Annotated in this window: 11 protein-coding genes and 2 pseudogenes; 8 read left to right on the forward strand and 5 right to left on the reverse strand. The window is 57.6% G+C overall.

The features are described 5' to 3' along the window. The first annotated feature begins 28 nt into the window (after positions 1-28). Positions 29-631, forward strand: coding sequence for an NAD(P)H-dependent oxidoreductase (locus tag HA41_RS00880; protein WP_094119161.1), 603 nt, complete (start codon positions 29-31; stop codon positions 629-631). Continuing rightward, on the forward strand, positions 621-1,226 hold the full coding sequence (locus HA41_RS00885; RefSeq protein WP_094119162.1) for a TetR/AcrR family transcriptional regulator: 606 nt from the start codon (positions 621-623) through the stop codon (positions 1,224-1,226). The genes HA41_RS00880 and HA41_RS00885 overlap by 11 nt, the downstream gene beginning before the upstream one ends. Positions 1,227-1,305: 79 nt before the next feature. Here the strand turns inward: HA41_RS00885 and malG are convergent, their stop codons facing one another. From malG to malE, 3 genes are all read right to left on the reverse strand, one after another. After that, on the reverse strand, positions 1,306-2,196 hold the full coding sequence (malG, locus tag HA41_RS00890; RefSeq protein WP_094119163.1) for a maltose ABC transporter permease MalG: 891 nt from the start codon (positions 2,194-2,196) through the stop codon (positions 1,306-1,308). Positions 2,197-2,351: 155 nt separating this feature from the next. After that, positions 2,352-3,878, reverse strand: a complete 1,527-nt coding sequence (gene malF, locus HA41_RS00895) for a maltose ABC transporter permease MalF (RefSeq protein ID WP_094119164.1) — start codon at positions 3,876-3,878, stop codon at positions 2,352-2,354. Between the two features lie 57 nt (positions 3,879-3,935). Beyond that, a complete protein-coding gene (malE, locus tag HA41_RS00900; protein ID WP_162287197.1) occupies positions 3,936-5,126 on the reverse strand; it encodes a maltose/maltodextrin ABC transporter substrate-binding protein MalE in 1,191 nt (396 codons plus the stop codon). A gap of 360 nt (positions 5,127-5,486) precedes the next feature. Between malE and malK the strand changes: the two genes are divergently transcribed. The 5 genes from malK (at position 5,487) to HA41_RS00925 (ending at position 9,832) form a co-directional block, all read left to right on the forward strand. Then, the gene (gene malK / locus HA41_RS00905) at positions 5,487-6,596 is read left to right on the forward strand and encodes a maltose/maltodextrin ABC transporter ATP-binding protein MalK (protein ID WP_094119165.1); all 1,110 of its coding nucleotides are present in this window, start codon (positions 5,487-5,489) and stop codon (positions 6,594-6,596) included. Positions 6,597-6,638: 42 nt separating this feature from the next. Next, entirely contained in the window at positions 6,639-7,940 is a 1,302-nt protein-coding gene (locus HA41_RS00910) for a maltoporin (protein ID WP_094119166.1), read from the forward strand. A 104-nt stretch (positions 7,941-8,044) separates the two neighbouring features. Then, complete coding sequence (gene malM, locus HA41_RS00915; RefSeq protein WP_094119167.1) at positions 8,045-8,974, forward strand: maltose operon protein MalM; 930 nt, start codon at positions 8,045-8,047, stop codon at positions 8,972-8,974. A gap of 259 nt (positions 8,975-9,233) precedes the next feature. Continuing rightward, positions 9,234-9,455, forward strand: a complete 222-nt coding sequence (locus HA41_RS00920) for a type II toxin-antitoxin system Phd/YefM family antitoxin (protein WP_094119168.1) — start codon at positions 9,234-9,236, stop codon at positions 9,453-9,455. Beyond that, a complete protein-coding gene (locus HA41_RS00925) occupies positions 9,452-9,832 on the forward strand; it encodes a type II toxin-antitoxin system death-on-curing family toxin (RefSeq protein WP_094119169.1) in 381 nt (126 codons plus the stop codon). Before HA41_RS00920 ends, HA41_RS00925 begins: the two co-directional genes overlap by 4 nt. A gap of 109 nt (positions 9,833-9,941) precedes the next feature. On the opposite strand, the gene malQ is transcribed toward HA41_RS00925, so the two are convergent. Further along, positions 9,942-12,017 carry a 4-alpha-glucanotransferase gene (gene malQ / locus HA41_RS00930; protein WP_094119170.1) on the reverse strand — a complete coding sequence of 692 codons (2,076 nt, stop codon included), beginning with the start codon at positions 12,015-12,017 and terminating at the stop codon, positions 9,942-9,944. Positions 12,018-12,025: 8 nt separating this feature from the next. Beyond that, positions 12,026-14,427: pseudogene (malP, locus tag HA41_RS00935) on the reverse strand (maltodextrin phosphorylase). Positions 14,428-14,709: 282 nt separating this feature from the next. On the opposite strand from malP, the pseudogene malT reads away from it, so the two are divergent. Further along, positions 14,710-17,411 (forward strand): annotated as a pseudogene (gene malT / locus HA41_RS00940) (HTH-type transcriptional regulator MalT). Positions 17,412-17,852 lie beyond the last annotated feature (441 nt).

The following is a 17,852-nucleotide window of genomic DNA, read 5'->3' on the forward strand; positions in this document are numbered from 1 at the left end:
TACCGGTAACTCAAGGCAGGTGACGACGATGCACGCATTAATAGTGACAGCCCATCCCGATCGGGATGCTCATACTCACCGCGTTGCAGACCAACTGCAGCAGGGGATAACCGCCACAGTCCACCATACGGTTGAACGGGCAGACCTGGCAGCAGAAGGATTTGATCCGCGTTTCAATCCCGGTGATGTCGCACAGTTCAAAGGGCTGGCTGCTTCGCCGCCGGATGTGCTGGCAGAACAGCAACGCGTGGATCGCGCCGATGCGCTGGTGCTGGTCTATCCGGTCTACTGGTGGTCCTTTCCGGCGCAGCTGAAAGGCTGGATTGATCGGGTCTTCACTCAGGGCTGGGCTTATCAGGAGCAGGACGGGCGGATAGTGAAACGTCTCGGCCATCTTCCTGTTCATCTGATTGCATTGGGGGCTGCCGATACCCGAACCTACCTGCGGCACGGCTACTTCGCCAGCATGCGGAATCAGATTGATCATGGCATCTTTGATTACTGTGGCGCGCCGGTGGTGACCAGCGAACTGTTGCTGACCGGCGATGAGGGCTATCCTGAGTCGCACTTTCAACAGGCCCAGCAGTTGGGTCAGGGTTTGTTTGCCGATCGGAGACCTTATGATCAGTGAAAAGTCCGCCAGGCCGCGTCTGTCGCGTGAAGCCCGACGCAGACAGTTGTTAGACGTTGCATGGCAGTTGATGCAGGCCGAAGGCAGTGAGGCTTTGACGCTGGCCCGGGTTGGCGAAGCCGCGGGAGTCAGTAAGCCGGTAGTGTACGATCACTTCATCACCCGACATGGTCTGCTGGCGGCGCTCTATGCCGACTTTGATCGCCGCCAGACTGACCTGATGGAGGCGGCCATGCGTGCCGCGCCCGTAGTGCTACAACAGAAAGCGGAGGTGCTCGCCGCCTGTTATGTGGATTGCGTGATGACGGAGGGGCGTGAAATCCCTGAATTGCTTTCAGCGCTCAGCACCTCGCCTGAACTTGCCGCCGTTAAACGCCATTATCAGCTCGACTTTATCGCCCGCTGTCAGCACTGGTTTGCGCCTTTTAGTGGCGAAAACGGGATTGCTGAGGCCGGGATGTGGGGGATGCTGGGGGCCGCAGATGCGATAGCCGGCGCGGTGGTGCGCGGCGATATCAGTCAGGCAGAAGGTCAGCAGACGTTAACCGCGATAATCCTGGCACTGGTGGCCGGTAGCCGGACGCTGACAGCATAAAAATGGCGGCCCGCAGGCCGCCGAATCCTCAACCACAACAGATGTTGTGTAAGCAGTGGCAACGTACAATGATGATCGTTTACCCTTTCACGCCGCCAGCGGTTAAACCGCTGACCAGCCAGCGCTGCGCCAGCAGGAACACCAGCGTGATCGGAATGGCGGAGAGCACCGCAGCCGCGGCAAAATCGCCCCACAGATAGTTTTGCGGATTCAGGTATTGCTGCATCCCCACCGCCAGGGTGTAACTGTTAACATCACGCAGCAGCAGCGACGCGACCGGTACCTCAGTGACCGCCGCAATAAACGCCAGAATAAACACCACCGCCAGAATCGGCACTGACAGCGGCAGCAGCACCAGCCGGAACGCCTGCCAGGGCGTAGCACCGTCCAGCGCGGCGGCTTCTTCCAGCGAACCGTCGATGGTTTCGAAATAGCCCTTGATGGTCCAGACATGCAGCGCGATGCCGCCCAGATAGGCGAAGATCACCCCACCATGCGTATTCAGTCCGATAAAGGGCAGATACTGGCCAAGCCGATCAAACAAGGCATACAGCGCCACCAGCGACAGTACCGCCGGGAACATCTGGAAAATCAGCATCCCTTTCAGCAGGCTGGCGCGACCGGCGAAGCGCATACGTGCAAACGCATAGGCGCAGGTGGTGGAGAGCGCCACAATGCCCAGCGCACTGATGGCGGCAATCTTGACCGAGTTCCACAACCACAGCAGCACCGGGAAAGGCGGCGGCGTAATCCGTCCATCCGCGTGTTCAACGCTGAAGCCCAGCGCCAGCCGCCAGTGCTCCCAGGAGATCTGCTCCGGGATCAGGCTGCCGGTGGCGAAGTTGCCGGCACGCAGCGAAATAGCGATCACCATCAGCAGTGGAAACAGGATTGCGGCAATAAATAACAGCAGCAGCAGGTGCGTCATCAGCAGACGCAGCCGTTGCGATTTAGGTTGTACCATAGCCATAACAACTCCTTAGAACCTGGTCCATCAGGCTATTTTATTTGTCAGTCTGAACCTGGGCAGTGCTCATCATCCTCACGTACCAGGTGTACGCCTGCTTGTTCCGCGCTGTCCGTCTCCGGACGGCCTGCAACAATGACGCCAGTTGGGCCAGACTCTTAGTCGAATTTCATTCGCGACGCTTTGAGGTTAATCACCGCCAGCGCACCCACCAGCAGGAAGATCAGGGTAGCGATCGCCGCCGCCAGTCCAAAGTCCTGTCCGCCGCCGCCTTCAAAAGCGATGCGCCAGGTGTAGTTGACCAGCAAATCGGTATAGCCCGCTGGGGTGGTGGTCCCGATGCGATCCGGTCCGCCGTTGGTCAGCAACTGCACCAGCACAAAGTTATTAAAGTTAAAGGCGAAGCTGGCGATCATCAGCGGCATCAACGGCTTGAGCAGCAGCGGCAACGTAATCAGGAAGAAGTTCTGCAACGGCCCGGCACCGTCCATCGCCGAAGCTTCATAGAGATCGTCAGGAATCGCTTTCAGCAGCCCCATGCAGAGAATCATCATGTAGGGATAACCGAGCCAGGTGTTGACGATAATCAGCATGGTGCGCGCCAGCGTCGGATCGCTGAACCAGGCCGGTTTGACACCAAACAGTGCGCTGAGCATCACGTTGATCTCGCCAAAGCTTTGGTTGAACAGTCCCTTAAAGATCAGGATCGAGATAAACGCCGGCACCGCATAAGGCAGGATCAGCATCACCCGATAAACCGCTTTGCCGCGCAGCGCCTCCCACTGCACCAGACAGGCCAGCACCATGCCGACCGCCACGGTCAGCACCACAGTGATCAACGAGAACAACATCGTCCAGCCAAAGATTGCCAGGAACGGCTTCTGTATGCCCTCATCGGTAAAGACCCGCAGGAAATTCTTCCAGCCGGTATTGACGGTGAAACCAGGACTCAATGTTTCATTTGCCCAGCTGCCGTCGGCGTTAATCGCCTGATAGAAACCGGTTTGCGGGTTAGCGCGATAATGCACGCCGCTCTGTTGATTGGTCAGTTCATCCTGCGCGCCAACCTGATACAGCGGCTGAGTACCGGAGAACTGGCGCAGCGAGCTCATGCGTAACTGGCGGCCATCCGGCAGCACCGCACTGATCTGGCTCAGCGCCTGGCGATTGCCGGTGATCACCCTCAGCGTGGCGCGATCGCCAGCCGGTTGCGCGGCGGGCTGCATTTTCAGCTGTTGTTCGTCACCAAAGCGAAACGGCGGAGAAACATAATGCTGTTCGCCTTCGCTCAGCACCAGCTGCCAGCGGTCGCCCGCCGGATAAAGCGAGAAATTAACCGCTTCGCCCGACTGGAAAGAACGGCTCATCAGCACCTGTTGTGCCCGTTCAAAGGTAAGCTGGTTAGTGCTGCTGTAGTTGGTGAAGGCGATAGCGATGGTACAGGCGAGGGGAAATAGCACAAACAGCGCCATTCCCGCCACGCCGGGATAGACATAGCGCCAGGCGTAGGCGCGACGATTAGCGTAAATCCACAGGCCGAGCGCACTGAGAATCAGCGTTAGCAGCGCAAACAGATACTCGCCCTGTGCGTACATCAGCACCAGCAGATAGCCGACCAGCAGACAGCAGATCCCGATGAGAACGCTTTTAATCAACAGACCCGGCGTTTTCGGTTTTCCTGACATGATGCGGTTTTCCTTAACGGTCACTCAAGCCGGGTTGCCCCGGCTATAAAGGGAGGATTACTTTTTCAGGCGCGCCTGTGCATCTTTCAGTGCGGCGTCCACGCTCTGACGACCACCCAGCGCATTCAGGGTAGCGGTGCGCATCGCGTACCAGAACGCGGCCATTTGCGGAACGTTCGGCATGATATCGCCGTGGCGGGCGTTGCTCATGGTGGCGGCAATACGGGAATCTTTTTCCAGCGTCTGCTGGAATGATTTCAGCGCCACGGCACCCAGCGGCTTGTCCTTGTTAACCGCATCCAGTCCGGCATCGGTCAGCAGGTAGTTTTCCAGGAACTCTTTTGCCAGCTCTTTGTTAGGGCTGGCGGCGTTGATCCCGGCACTCAGCACCCCGACAAAGGCTTTCGACGGTTTACCGTTCAGGGTCGGTAACTCAGCTACGCCGTAGTCGATGCCGCTTTTATCGATGTTGCTCCACGCCCAGGGACCGTTAATGGTCATGGCGGTTTCCCCTTTATTGAAGGCGGCTTCAGCAATCGAATAGTCGGTGTCGGCATTCAGGGTTTTGGCTTTAACCTGATCGACCAGGAACTGCATACCCGCTTTGGCACCGGCGTTATCCACACCGACATCTTTCACGTCATAGCGTCCGTCATTCAGCTTAAAGGCATAAGCGCCACCGGCGGCCAGCAGCGGCCAGGTGAAGTAGGGTTCCTGCAGGTTAAACATGAGGGCGCTTTTGCCTTTGGCGCGCAGTTGCTTGTCGAGCCCGGCAATCTCTTCCCAAGTTTTCGGTGGTTGTGGCAGCAGCTTTTTGTTGTAAATCAGCGACAGGGATTCAACCGAAATCGGATAACCGATCAGCTTGCCGTCGAAGCGCACCGCATCCCAGGTGAAAGGGAAGATTTTTTGCTGGAAGCTGGCGTCCGGGCTGATCTCAGCCAGCAGGCCGGATTGGGCGTAGCCGCCAAAGCGGTCATGCGCCCAGAAGATGATATCCGGGCCATCGCCGGTGGCGGCAACCTGCGGATATTTTTCTTCCATCTTGTCAGGATGCTCCACCGTCACTTTAATGCCGGTCTCCTGTTCAAACTTCTTACCGACCTCGGCAAGGCCGTTATAGCCCTTGTCGCCGTTGATCCAGATGACCAACTTGCCTTCCTCAATTTTCGCCACTGCGGATGCTGAAAACAGCACGGCAGAGAGGGCAGAGAGGGCCAGAATTCGTGCACCGGTTTTCATCGTCATAAGTCCATCCTGTTTGCGGAAGCGGTGATTACTCTACCGGCAACATTGTGCGCATCCGTCACCGCTTCTCATCCTCCTTCGCTCTACGCCCTGTGGCTGAGGGGTGTGATCGCGCTGGCAAAAAGTGGGCGAACCGGCCGGATACGGGCAAAAAAACCGGCAGGTCTGCGTTAGCGATCACAAAAAACAGCCGCCCGCCGCCTGCGGCCGCGTCAGCCCCGCTTTCTCCTCCTCCCGTCTCCTCCCCCAGCAGGTTGCGCTACGGCGGAGGATGTTAGCCCCGCCATCGTTGCGCATAGTAAGCCCCGGAACCCGTCTGCCGAGAGCAGACACGAATGAGCAGCTAAGAGGGAAGGGATCATGGCGAGCGTTGTGCTACGCAATGTCACAAAAGCCTGGGGCGATACGGTGGTATCGAAAGATATCGATCTCACTATTCGTGAAGGGGAATTTGTCGTTTTTGTTGGCCCATCAGGCTGTGGAAAATCAACACTGCTGCGCATGATTGCCGGACTGGAAACCATCACCAGCGGGGAGCTGCTGATTGGTGACCGCCGCATGAATGAGGTGCCGCCCGCCGAGCGCGGTATCGGCATGGTGTTTCAATCCTATGCGCTCTATCCGCACCTGTCGGTAGCGGAAAACATGTCTTTTGGCCTGAAGCTGGCCGGGGTAAAAAAAGCCGAAATTCATCAGCGGGTGAATCAGGTGGCGGAGATCCTGCAACTGGCGCATCTGCTGGACCGTCGCCCCAAAGCGCTATCCGGCGGGCAGCGTCAGCGCGTGGCGATTGGCCGGACGCTGGTGGCGGAACCGCGGGTTTTCCTGCTGGATGAACCGCTCTCAAACCTCGATGCGGCGCTGCGTGTCCAGATGCGGATTGAGATCTCCCGTCTGCATAAGCGACTGAAACGCACCATGATTTACGTCACGCACGATCAGATCGAAGCGATGACGCTGGCCGATAAGATTGTGGTGCTCGATGCCGGGCATATCGCGCAGGTGGGTAAGCCACTGGAGCTCTACCACTATCCCGCCAATCGCTTCGTTGCCGGCTTTATCGGCTCACCGAAAATGAATTTTCTGCCGGTCAAAGTGACCGCTACCGCCATCGATCAGGTGCAGGTCCGGCTGCCCAATCAGCAGCTGGTCTGGCTGCCGGTCGACAGCGCAGGCGTGCAGATCGGCAGCAACATGTCACTGGGCATCCGCCCTGAACATCTGCTCTCCAGCGATATCGCTGACGTTACCCTTGAGGGTGAAGTGCAGGTGGTGGAGCAACTGGGACACGAAACCCAGATCCACATCCAGATTCCCGCCATTCGTCAAAACCTGGTCTACCGCCAGGAGGACGTCGTGCTGGTAAAAGAGGGCGCCATCCTCGGTATCGGCCTGCCGCCCGAGCGTTGTCACCTGTTCCGTGAGGACGGGAGCGCCTGTCGCAGGCTGTATCAGGAGCCGGGTGTATAGCCCTGCCAAAACAATAAAAGCAATGACCTCAGGAGATAGAAAATGTTAACTATGCGCAAACTTCCCCTCGCCGTTGCCGTCGCGGTGGGAACCCTCTCCGCCCCGACGATGGCGGTCGATTTTACCGGGTACGCCCGTTCCGGCATTGGCTGGACCGGCAGTGGTGGTGAACAGCAATGCTTTCAGGCCACCGGTGCTCAAAGTAAATACCGTCTGGGTAACGAATGCGAAACCTACGCCGAATTAAAATTAGGCCAGGAAGTGTGGAAAGAAGGCGACAAGAGCTTCTATTTCGACACCAACGTGGCCTACTCCGTGGCGCAGCAGAATGACTGGGAAGCGACGTCACCAGCTTTCCGTGAAGCGAACGTGAAGGGAAAAAACCTGATCGATGCGCTGCCAGGCTCCACCATCTGGGCCGGTAAGCGTTTCTATCAGCGCCATGACGTTCACATGATTGACTTCTACTACTGGGATATCTCCGGTCCGGGCGCCGGTCTGGAAGATGTGGATCTCGGTTTCGGTAAGCTGTCATTCGCCGCCACCCGCTCGTCAGAAGCGGGCGGTTCATATACCTTCTCCAGCGATCGTATTCGTGACTTCGCCACCAGCACCGCCAACGATGTGTTTGACGTGCGACTGGCCGGGCTGGAAACCAACACCAACGGCGTACTGGAACTGGGGGTCGACTACGGTCGCGCCAATGCCCGTGACGACTACCGTCTGGAAGATGGCGCCTCCAAAGATGGCTGGATGTTCACGGCTGAACATACCCAGAGCATGCTGAAGGGCTACAACAAATTTGTGCTGCAGTATGCCACTGATGCGCTGACCTCGCAGGGCAAAGGCGTGCCGCAGGGTACCAGCCTCAACAACAACGGCGACATGTATCGTATCCTCGATCACGGCGCGATCTCGCTGGCGGAACGCTGGGATCTGATGTACGTGGCGATGTATCAGAATATCGATCTGGATAATAACCGCGGAACCGAATGGTACACCGTGGGCGTGCGCCCGATGTACAAATGGACACCTATCATGAGTACCCTGCTGGAGCTGGGCTACGACAATGTGAAGTCGCAGCAGGCTAACGAGCGCAACGGCCAGTATAAAGTGACGCTGGCACAGCAGTGGCAGGCCGGTGACAGCATCTGGTCCCGTCCGGCACTGCGCGTGTTCGCAACTTACGCCAAATGGGATGAGAAGTGGGGCTACAGCAAAGACAGCTCTGGCGATCTCACCACCTTCGCCTCTGCTGACAGTACCGGTAACGGCATCCTGACTAACAGCCGTGGCGATAACGACGAGATTACCTTCGGTGCGCAGATGGAAATCTGGTGGTAAGCCGACGCTCTCCAGCACAGGCGCGGCTGCGCGCCTGACAGGTCTTTTGGGTCACGGTGCGCCATTGCCTGGTTCGCGCCGTGGCCTGCAATAAGGTAGGCATAATGAAAATGACAAAAACTCTGACGGCGCTCTGCCTGAGCGCGGCGTTACTGGCCGGACACAGTCTGCCAGCCCTGGCGGACATCAATCTGGTGCCGCAGGATCTCTCCTCTGCCCCGCAGGTTGCACCGGACCAGCTGCAACACCTGAGCTGGCAGCCGGTGAGTGCTTCACAGACCCAGACTATCCAGCTGGCGAACAGCGGACAATCGCTGAATGCCCCGCACATTGCCGGACCGGTGGCGGCCTTTAGTCTGCCAGCCAATATCGGTGAACTGACGGTGACGCTGAGCAGCGAAGTGGCGAACAATCAGGTTTTCGCCCCGAACGTGCTGGTGCTGGATGAAAATATGCGGCCCGCCGCCTGGTTCCCGAGCCGCTATTTTACCTACCAGAAACCGGGTGTGATGGCAGCGGACCGGCTGGAAGGGGTGATGAAGCTGACGCCCGCGCTGGGCCAGCAAAAAATTTACCTGCTGGTGTTTACCACCGAACAGGATCTGACACAGACCACCACGCTGCTTGATCCGGCCAAGGCTTACGCGCAGGGCACGGGTCACGCGGTGCCGGATATTCCCGATCCGATTGCGCGCCACATCAGTCAAGGCACGCTGAAGCTGAAGTTACAGACCAGTTCCGGATCATCAATTCTGGTCGGCCCGCTGTTTGGCTCTTCCGGTCCGGGTTCGGTTACCGTTGGCAACACGGCTCCGGCGGCGGCCTATCGTGCTGCACCTGCAGCGGCCACAGCGCCTGCGGCAAAAGCGGAGCCGATCATGAGTGACACAGAAGGTTACTTTAATCAGAAAATTAAACAGGCGGTTGATAGCGGCAATATCGATAAGGCGCTGAAGCTGCTGGATGAAGCCGAGCGGCTGGGATCGACCTCTGCCCGGCAGACCTTTATCAGTAGTGTTAAAGGCAAGGGGTGAAACGCCCCGACAATACTGATGTTGTCCCACCTGGTGCGCTGCGGCGCACCTTTTTTATGCGGCAGATATTCCCTGTCTGAGAACGGTTCCATCCGTCATCCCGGGCGGCTACTCTGCCCATCTATGAGATACCCGCAACCCATTCCACGTCGTGCAAAAAACGTAAGGTTTCTGATTTTGTGCTGCCAAAGGGAGACGATATACCTTGTGAGTTGTACGTTTGTTATGTACATTTCAGAATAACATTGATGGAGGTTTTATGCGCAGCTATACCACAACTCAGGCCCGGCAAAATATTGCTGAGGTTATGGAAAAAGCCACCGCTGGCGAGCCGGTAGAGATCACCCGGCGTGATGGTTCTTCCGCCGTGCTGATTAGCCGCAATGACTTCAACGCGTGGCAAGAGGCGAAACTGGATGCTGAATTTGCCACCATTATGGGGCGACATGGCCGAACCATTAAGGCGCTGGCTGATCGATGAATTGGGTCAGTGCGCAGGAGGTGATAGGCTTCCATGATCGCTTGTTGACTCTGCTGCCGGGCATCCCGGGGATGCCTGATCCCGAAAGGGCCGAGGCGATTATTCATCGGGTACAAAATCAGCTTTATTATGAAAATGTGACAGATATTTATGCGCTGGCCGCAATTTATCTGGTTGCGATCGCCCGTGGGCATATTTTCAATGATGGCAATAAGCGAACAGCCTTTTTCGTTGCGATGGTTTTTTTAAACCGTAACGGAATTGCTATTCGGGATGAAGATGACGAACTTGAGGAATTAACCGTCTCGGCCGCGACCGGCGCTGTTACGCCCGATCAGGTTGCTGCTGTTTTACGCCGTCTATCTCTCTCCTCCTGAACCCTGATCCTGCGGTTTTGCACAACCCGCCCACCGGCAGAGGTTGAGTTAAAAACCAGGCTCATCACTGACCGCCTGGTTTTTTAACTGTGCTTCAGTGCTTCATCCCTTATCTCTTAACAAGACTTTTCCGGCGAGCCGTCAGATCACGCAGCAGCGTGTCGGTGGCGGGATCGCTGAATAGCGTCTCCAGCGTGGCGCTGAGCTTGCGTCGCCAGTTCGGATACTCGTCGCTGGTGCCGGGAATATTAACCGGGGCCGCCATATCCAGCCAGTCCTCCGGTTGCAGACCCAGCAATGCACTGTGGCTGTCAGCCAGGTAACGCTGCATCGCCCGGTTCAGCGCATTGCTCATCTGGGTACGGCGTGCATCGCGGCCAGCACGTTTAGGCAGCGCGCCGACCCGGTGCAGGCTGTTCAGCAACGCCTGTTTCGCCCGCAACCGATCCTGATATAACCCCGCCAGCACCACTTTGTCAGGATAGAGACCGAGCCTGGCCCCGAGGGTGAGATCGTCGCTTTGCCACCAGCCGCGCAGCGTCGGCAAATCATGCGTGGTGGCGACGGCCATCGCCTGACGTGGCCACTCGGCCGGTGGACGAAAACCCTGCGCAGTGGCCTGTTCAAAATAGAGCACTTTGTAGGAGTAAACCCCGCCGTCGCGCAGCTTATCGACTATTTCTGCCGGAACGGTACCGAGATCTTCACCGATCACCATGCAGCGGTTACGCTGACTTTCCAGCGCCAGGATCGCCAGTAAATCATCGATCGGATAGTGGACATAAGCGCCGTTCGCTGCGCCCTGACCAGCAGGGATCCACCACAGGCGCAGTAACGCCATCACATGATCGATACGCAACGCGCCACAGTCGCGCATATTGGCGCGCAACAGAGCAATCCACGGCTGCCAGGCTCGCTGCTGCATCACCTGTGGGTCCATCGGCGGTAATCCCCAGTCCTGGCCGCGTGGGCCCAGAATATCGGGTGGCGCGCCGACGCTGGCATCCAGGCAGTAGAGATGACGCTCGCTCCAGGTTTCGGCCCCGCCTTGCGCCACGCCGACCGCCAGATCGCGATAGAGTCCAATCGGCATCTGCTGCTGCTGACTGCAGTGCCAACAGGCGGCAAACTGCTCTGTAGCCAGCCATTGTAACCACAGCCAGAAACGCACCTGATCGCCTTGCTGGTGAAGGAATTGCTGCACTGCCGGACTGTCAGGTTGCTGTAACGCCTCTGGCCACACCGGCCAGCCCCAGCGCTGGCTATCCTGCGCCATCTGGTCGGCATGCAGCGCATCAAACAGCGCCTGATGTAACAGGCTTTCGCCGCCTTGCTGAATAAAGGCGTTAAACGCCCGCACGTCGGCATCATCGGCCTCACGCTGCGTAAACTGCGGCCAGGCTAAGCGGAGCGCAGCCATTTTTAGCCGGGTAACGGCCGCATAATCCACCCACTCTGCCGCACGTGCCTGTTCCAGCGCCTGCTGCGTTGCAGCCTGCTGCCACCACGCCTGTGCCGCTGGCGAACGCTGAAAATCCGCGACCGCGCTCACATCGATGTATATCACATTCAGCCAGCGGCGTGACGAGGGACTGTAAGGGCTGGCGCTGTCGGGCGAGGCCGGGAACAGCGCATGGATCGGGTTCAGACCGATAAATGCGCCGCCGCGTGCCGCCACCTCCGGCAGCATCCGGCGTAAATCACCGAAATCACCGATGCCCCAGTTCTCTGCTGAACGCAGCGTATAAAGCTGGACGCAGGCACCCCATAAAGCGTGACCCGCCACCAGTGCAGGCGGCTCATAACAGCGCGACGGCGCGATAATTACCTGACAGGTCCACTGCTGATGCGCCTGCTGCAACGTCAGCTGATGATAACCTTCAGCCAGCGGCGGCAGACGCAGAGGCTGTCCCGGCTGGCAGCGGCCCGCGGTGATTTCACCCGACTCGCGGGTGAGTTGCCAGTGCGCTTCTGTACTGAGTTGCGGAGAGAGGCTCAGCACCTCGTTACTGCGGAAAATCAGCACCGGTGGTAACGGGGTGGTGGAAGGGCGCGGCGGCTGCATCACCGCCAGCAAACGCTGGCGGGTGGCGGCCGGGATCGCCTGCGGCTGGCCGTGGGCATTAATATACTCGGCGGCAATGCCTGCCTGAGAAAACGGATCCAGTACCTGTTCGGTTTTCATGGCGTTCCTTAGCGCGTGGCTTGCCAGATACGCTGTTGATAGTCGCGAATGGCACGATCTGAACTGAACATGCCGCAACGCGCGGTATTCAGGATGGTGGCGCGTGTCCAGGCATCCTGATCGCTCCACAGCGCTTCCACCTGGGCCTGCGCATCAAGATAGGGCTGGAAATCGGCCAGCACCAGATACGGGTCGCCGCCTTCCGGGCCGAGGCTGTGCAGCATTGCGTCAAACGCCGTGCAGTCGCCCTGACTGAAGGTGCCATCTTCCAGCGCCTGCAGCACCTGATTGAGCTGATGATCTTTTTTACGCCACTGTGCCGGGGCATAACCATCGGCCTTTAACGCCACTACCTGATCCACGGTATGACCGAAAATAAAGATATTCTCGCTGCCAACCTGCTCGGCGATTTCAACGTTAGCGCCATCCAGCGTGCCGATGGTCAGTGCGCCGTTGAGCGCCAGCTTCATGTTGCCGGTGCCGGAGGCTTCTTTACCGGCGGTGGAAATCTGCTCGGAGAGATCGGCCGCCGGAATCAGCCGCTCGGCCACCGAAACGTTGTAGTCAGGCACAAACACCACTTTCAGACGGTTGCCGACCCGTGGGTCCTGGTTAATGGTTTCCGCGACTTTGTTGATGGCATAAATGATGTTCTTCGCCAGTGCGTAGCCTGGGGCTGCTTTGGCTCCGAACAGCACCACGCGCGGCACCCGATTAGCCTGCGGATCGGTGACCAGCGTTTGCCACAGCGCAATAATGTGCAGCAGGCTCAGATGCTGACGTTTGTACTCATGCAGGCGTTTAATCTGCACGTCGAACAGCGCCTCAGGATCGATCTCAATCCTGGTACGCGCCGCGATCCATTTCGCCAGTGCCTCTTTGTTCTGCTGCTTGATGGCGCGATATTCCGCGCGGAACGCCGCATCGTCGGCAAACGCCTCCAGTCCCTGTAGCGCATCAAGATCGTTCAGCCAGGGTTTTTGCAGCGTTTTGTCGATTAACGCACTCAGCGCCGGGTTGCACTGATTGATCCAGCGACGCGGCGTGATGCCGTTGGTAACGTTATGGAATTTTTCCGGCCACAGCTGGTGATATTCCGGAAACAGATCCTGCACCACCAGTTTCGAGTGCAGTGCCGCCACGCCGTTCACCGCAAAGCCGCTGGTGACGCACAGGTTCGCCATGCGCAGCTGGTTGTTATGCACCAGCGCCAGCTTCGCCCATTTTGCCTGATCGCCCGGCCAGCGTGCTTCAACCCGCGTTTTCAGCTGGGCATTGAGCGTGTTGATGATCATCATATGGCGCGGCAGCAGGCTGCGCACCAGGCGCACATCCCACACTCCAGCGCTTCCGGCATCAGGGTGTGGTTGGTGTAAGCAAAGGTCTGTTGAGTAATCTGCCAGGCGCGATCCCAGCTGAGCTGATGCTCATCCAGCAGCAGGCGCATCAGTTCAGGGATCGCCAGCGTCGGGTGTGTGTCGTTAAGCTGAATCACTTCGTGATCGGCCAGCGACTCAATGCTGCGTCCGGCCTGATGATGGCGGCGCAGAATGTCGGCCAGCGCACAGGCGCACTGGAAATATTGCTGCATCAGACGCAGTTTTTTACCGTTCTGATGATTGTCATTCGGGTAGAGCACTTTAGTCAGTTTTTCGGCGTCGATACCCTGCTGTTCAGCACGCAGGAAATCGCCGTCGTTAAACCGGTTAAGATTGAACGGCTGCGCGTGCTTAGCCTGCCACAAGCGTAACGGCTGGCTTACGCCGTTCTGGTATCCCACTACCGGCAAATCCCAGGCTTCGCCCTGCAGCACGAATGCCGGTTGCCAGTGCGGATGTCCGTCGAGGGTGGTGACTTTGCCGCCCAGACCCACCTCAACATTCAGCGCCGCGTTATGGTTAAACCACGGATAGCGATCGCGCTGCCAGTCATCAGGGGTTTCGTGCTGTGCGCCATCTTCGAAGCGCTGGCGGAACAAACCGTACTGGTAGTTCAGGCCATAGCCGATAGCGGGCTGGCCGACCGTTGCCATCGAGTCGAGAAAACAGGCAGCCAGTCGTCCGAGGCCGCCGTTACCCAGTGCTGGGTCGGTTTCATTTTCCAGCACTTCAGTCAGTGAAATATCCCAGCCCGCCAGCGCCTCATTGACTGCGTTATACCAGCCGAGATTCAGCAGATTGTTGCCGGTCAGCCGGCCAATCAGAAACTCCATCGACAGGTAGTTGACATGGCGCAGCGAACTGTCCGACGCAACCGCAGGCTGTGCCGCCAGCAGATCAGCCAGTGCGCCGCTCAGCGCCTGCCACCACTGGGCAGGGGTCATGTCCCGCGCATCGCGCAAGCCAAAACGTTGCCACTGACGCGTCAGGGCAGCAGTAAAATGTTCAGGGTTAAATTCGGGCTGTGTCATGGTTAGTGTCCTGTCAGAACAGTCGATGGGTCAATGTGGCATCAGTGTGCCCGTGCGACAGGAAAGGCTCCTCCTCCTGAAGTGAATCAGACCAGGAGGAGAAGGAGGGTGGAGAGGCTGAGGCTAATCTGAAAGCACGCCAGGAGTGTGATTGCGCGCGCTTTTGTAAAGTTAACTTGATGGGTTTACTTGCATTCGCAAGGCGAATGGCTGAACGTGTAAGGAATAATTACGAAGCGTAAAATAATGATGCGCTGGACGTGAATGGAGAAACGTGCGCCCATGTTAATACCCTCAAAACTCAGCCGCCCGGTTCGCCTTGAAGGCACCGTCATCCGTGAAAGATTGCTGCAAAAACTGACCGCTGCCGGCAATTACCGACTGGTGCTGATCACCAGTCCGGCGGGCTACGGCAAAACCACGCTGGTGTCGCAGTGGGCGGCGGGTAAAACGCATCTTGGCTGGTATTCGTTAGACGAGGGTGACAATCAGCCGGAGCGGTTCGCCGACTACCTGATTGCGGCACTGCAACAGGCCAGCAACGGAGGCTGTCCGCGCAGTGAGTTACTGGCGCAGAAACGACAGTACGTTAATCTCAACGCCCTGTTTTCGCAGCTGTTTATTGAGCTGGTGGAGTGGCAGCAGCCACTGTGGCTGATCGTTGACGACTACCATCTGATCACTAATCCGGTTATTCACGACGCGATGCGTTTTTTCCTGCGTCACCAGCCTGAAAACCTGACCCTGATCCTGCTATCACGTAACCTGCCACAACTCGGCATCGCTAACCTGCGGGTACGTGAGCAGCTGATCGACCTCGGCAGCCAGCAACTGGCCTTTACCCATCAGGAGGCCCGGCAGTTTTTCGACTGCCGGCTGGACGCGCCACTGGAAAGCGATGAGAGCGGCAAGCTGTGCGATGACGTCGCGGGCTGGGCCACCGCGCTGCAGCTGATCGTGCTGTCGGCGCGCCAGGGTGCCAGTGCGGCGCAGGACTCAGCGCGCCGCCTTTCCGGCATTAACGCCAGTCATCTCTCTGATTATCTGGTGGAAGAGGTGCTGGATAATGTCGACCTGCCGACCCGCCATTTTTTACTGAAAACCGCGCTGCTGCGCTCAATGAACGATGAGCTGATCGCCGGTGTCACCCGCGAAGAGAACGGCCAGATGCGGCTGGAAGAGATTGAGCGCCAGGGGCTGTTTTGCAGCGCATGGACGATTCCGGCTGCTGGTTTAGTTACCATCCGCTGTTTGGTAATTTTCTGCGCCAGCGCTGTCAGTGGGAGCTGGCGGCGGAGCTGCCAGCACTGCATCGTGCCGCAGCGGAAAGCTGGATGGCGCAGGGCTTTCCTGGCGAGGCGATCCATCATGCGCTGGCCTCCGGCGATGCCAGTATGCTGCGCGATGTGCTGCTGAAGCACGCCTGGACGCTGTTTAATCAGAGCGAACTGCCGCTGCTGGAGAACTCCCTTAAGTCGCTGCCGTGGGAAATGATGCTGGAAAACCCGATGCTGCTGCTGCTGCAGGCGTGGCTGATGCAGAGTCAGCATCGCTTTTCCGAAGTGGACAGTCTGCTGGCCCGGTTTGAACAGGCCAGCCGCTGCGAAATTGATGATGCGTTGCGTGGCGAATTTAATGCGCTGCGCGCTCAGGTGGCGATCAACGATGGCAACACCGATGAGGCCGAGCGACTGGCGAAAGTGGCGCTGGATATCCTACCCGCCAGCCGTCACTACAGCCGCATCGTGGCAACCTCGGTACACGGCGAGGTGATGCACTGCAAAGGCGATTTAGACAACTCACTCAGCCTGATGCGTCAGACTGAACAGATGGCACGCCGTGATGAAGTCTGGCATTACGCGCTCTGGAGCCTGATTCAGCAGAGTGAGATCCTGTTTGCTCAGGGCTTTTTGCAGGCGGCCTATGAAATCCAGAGTCGGGCCTTTGTGCTGGTCGACGAGCAGCATCTGGCGCAGTTTCCGCTGCATGAGTTTTTGCTTCGTATCCGTGCTCAGCTGCTGTGGGCGTGGGGACGGCTGGAGGAAGCAGAGCAGGCGGCACGCGAAGGCATCAAAGTACTGACCGGCTTTCAGCCGCAGCAACAGATTCAGTGTCTGGGGCTACTGGTGCAGTGCTCGCTGGCACGTGGCAATTTAGATAACGCCCGCAGCTATCTGAATCGGCTGGAAAACCTGCTGAATAATGGCAGCTGGCACAGCGATTGGATCGCTAACGCCGATAAAGTGCGGGTGATCTACTGGCAGATGACCGGCGACAGGGATAGCGCCAGCAACTGGATGCGGCAAACGCCGAAACCGGCTTTTGCCAATAATCATTTCCTGCAGGGACAGTGGCGCAACATCGCCCGGGCGCAGATTTTACTGGGTGATGTCAGTCAGGCGGAAGTGGTGCTGGAGGAGCTGAACGAAAATGCCCGTGATCTGCGGCTGATGAGTGATTTGAATCGTAATCTGCTGCTGCTTAATCAGATTTACTGGCAAACCGATCGCAAAGCAGACGCGCAGCGCACGCTGATCGAGGCGCTGAAACTGGCGCGCAGTACCGGCTTTATCAGCCATTTTGTGATTGAAGGCGAGATGATGGCGCAGCAGCTGCGCCAGCTGATTCAGCTGAATACCCTGAATGAGCTGGACAATCATCGTGCCCGGCGGATTCTGCTGGAGATCAACAAATACCACCGTCACAAGTTCGCCCATTTTGATGAGGGGTTTGTCAGCCGGTTACTCAACCATCCTGATGTACCGGAACTGATCCGCACCAGTCCGCTGACGCAGCGTGAGTGGCAGGTGCTGGGATTAATCTATTCGGGCTACAGCAATGATCAAATTGCCGGTGAACTGGCGGTGGCGTCCACCACCATCAAGACCCATATCCGCAACCTCTATCAGAAGCTGGGCGTATCGCATCGGTCTGAAGCGATGAACCAGGTGCAATCGCTGCTGAAAATGATGGGTTACGTCTGACGTCGGGTATCTCTGCGGGCGGGCATCAGCCCGCTCATGCTGAAGGGAATCTGAAGCAAAAAATTCACGTGATGCATGGAGAGTTGTTAACTTCTGCTCCTGGCTCAAAGCATGTAGTTACGGTCCCGTCAAAGCGCTGTTGGTGTTATGGGATCTAAGCCTGCAAAACGATATTAATTAAAGAGATACAAATTCTACAGCGTCTGGGATCCCTGAAGTTTCAGGTGGGCTATGAGTGAAAGGTATCAGCTGTACTTAGCGCGCTATGAGACAGGAGCGGTGATTTCAAGGCTGGTATCAGTAGGTTTAATGGGCATCAGCACCCCACATATCAGTGCTTCTGCCAGGCTGGAAAGGTATATTTAATACACCCTCCCGGCCGTATATCAGAAGTAGATTTAAAATGACGAATGGCGCTATGTTAGATCTTTATCCACAAAA

This window comes from Pantoea conspicua, from assembly GCF_002095315.1.
Lineage (GTDB): Bacteria > Pseudomonadota > Gammaproteobacteria > Enterobacterales > Enterobacteriaceae > Pantoea > Pantoea conspicua.

Coding starts and splice junctions, on each gene's coding strand:
- HA41_RS00880 (WP_094119161.1), top strand. CDS start 29: ATGCACGCATTAATAGTGACAGCCCATCCCGATCGGGATGCTCATACT.
- HA41_RS00885 (WP_094119162.1), top strand. CDS start 621: ATGATCAGTGAAAAGTCCGCCAGGCCGCGTCTGTCGCGTGAAGCCCGA.
- malG (WP_094119163.1), bottom strand. CDS start 2,196: ATGGCTATGGTACAACCTAAATCGCAACGGCTGCGTCTGCTGATGACG.
- malF (WP_094119164.1), bottom strand. CDS start 3,878: ATGTCAGGAAAACCGAAAACGCCGGGTCTGTTGATTAAAAGCGTTCTC.
- malE (WP_162287197.1), bottom strand. CDS start 5,126: ATGACGATGAAAACCGGTGCACGAATTCTGGCCCTCTCTGCCCTCTCT.
- malK (WP_094119165.1), top strand. CDS start 5,487: ATGGCGAGCGTTGTGCTACGCAATGTCACAAAAGCCTGGGGCGATACG.
- HA41_RS00910 (WP_094119166.1), top strand. CDS start 6,639: ATGTTAACTATGCGCAAACTTCCCCTCGCCGTTGCCGTCGCGGTGGGA.
- malM (WP_094119167.1), top strand. CDS start 8,045: ATGAAAATGACAAAAACTCTGACGGCGCTCTGCCTGAGCGCGGCGTTA.
- HA41_RS00920 (WP_094119168.1), top strand. CDS start 9,234: ATGCGCAGCTATACCACAACTCAGGCCCGGCAAAATATTGCTGAGGTT.
- HA41_RS00925 (WP_094119169.1), top strand. CDS start 9,452: ATGAATTGGGTCAGTGCGCAGGAGGTGATAGGCTTCCATGATCGCTTG.
- malQ (WP_094119170.1), bottom strand. CDS start 12,017: ATGAAAACCGAACAGGTACTGGATCCGTTTTCTCAGGCAGGCATTGCC.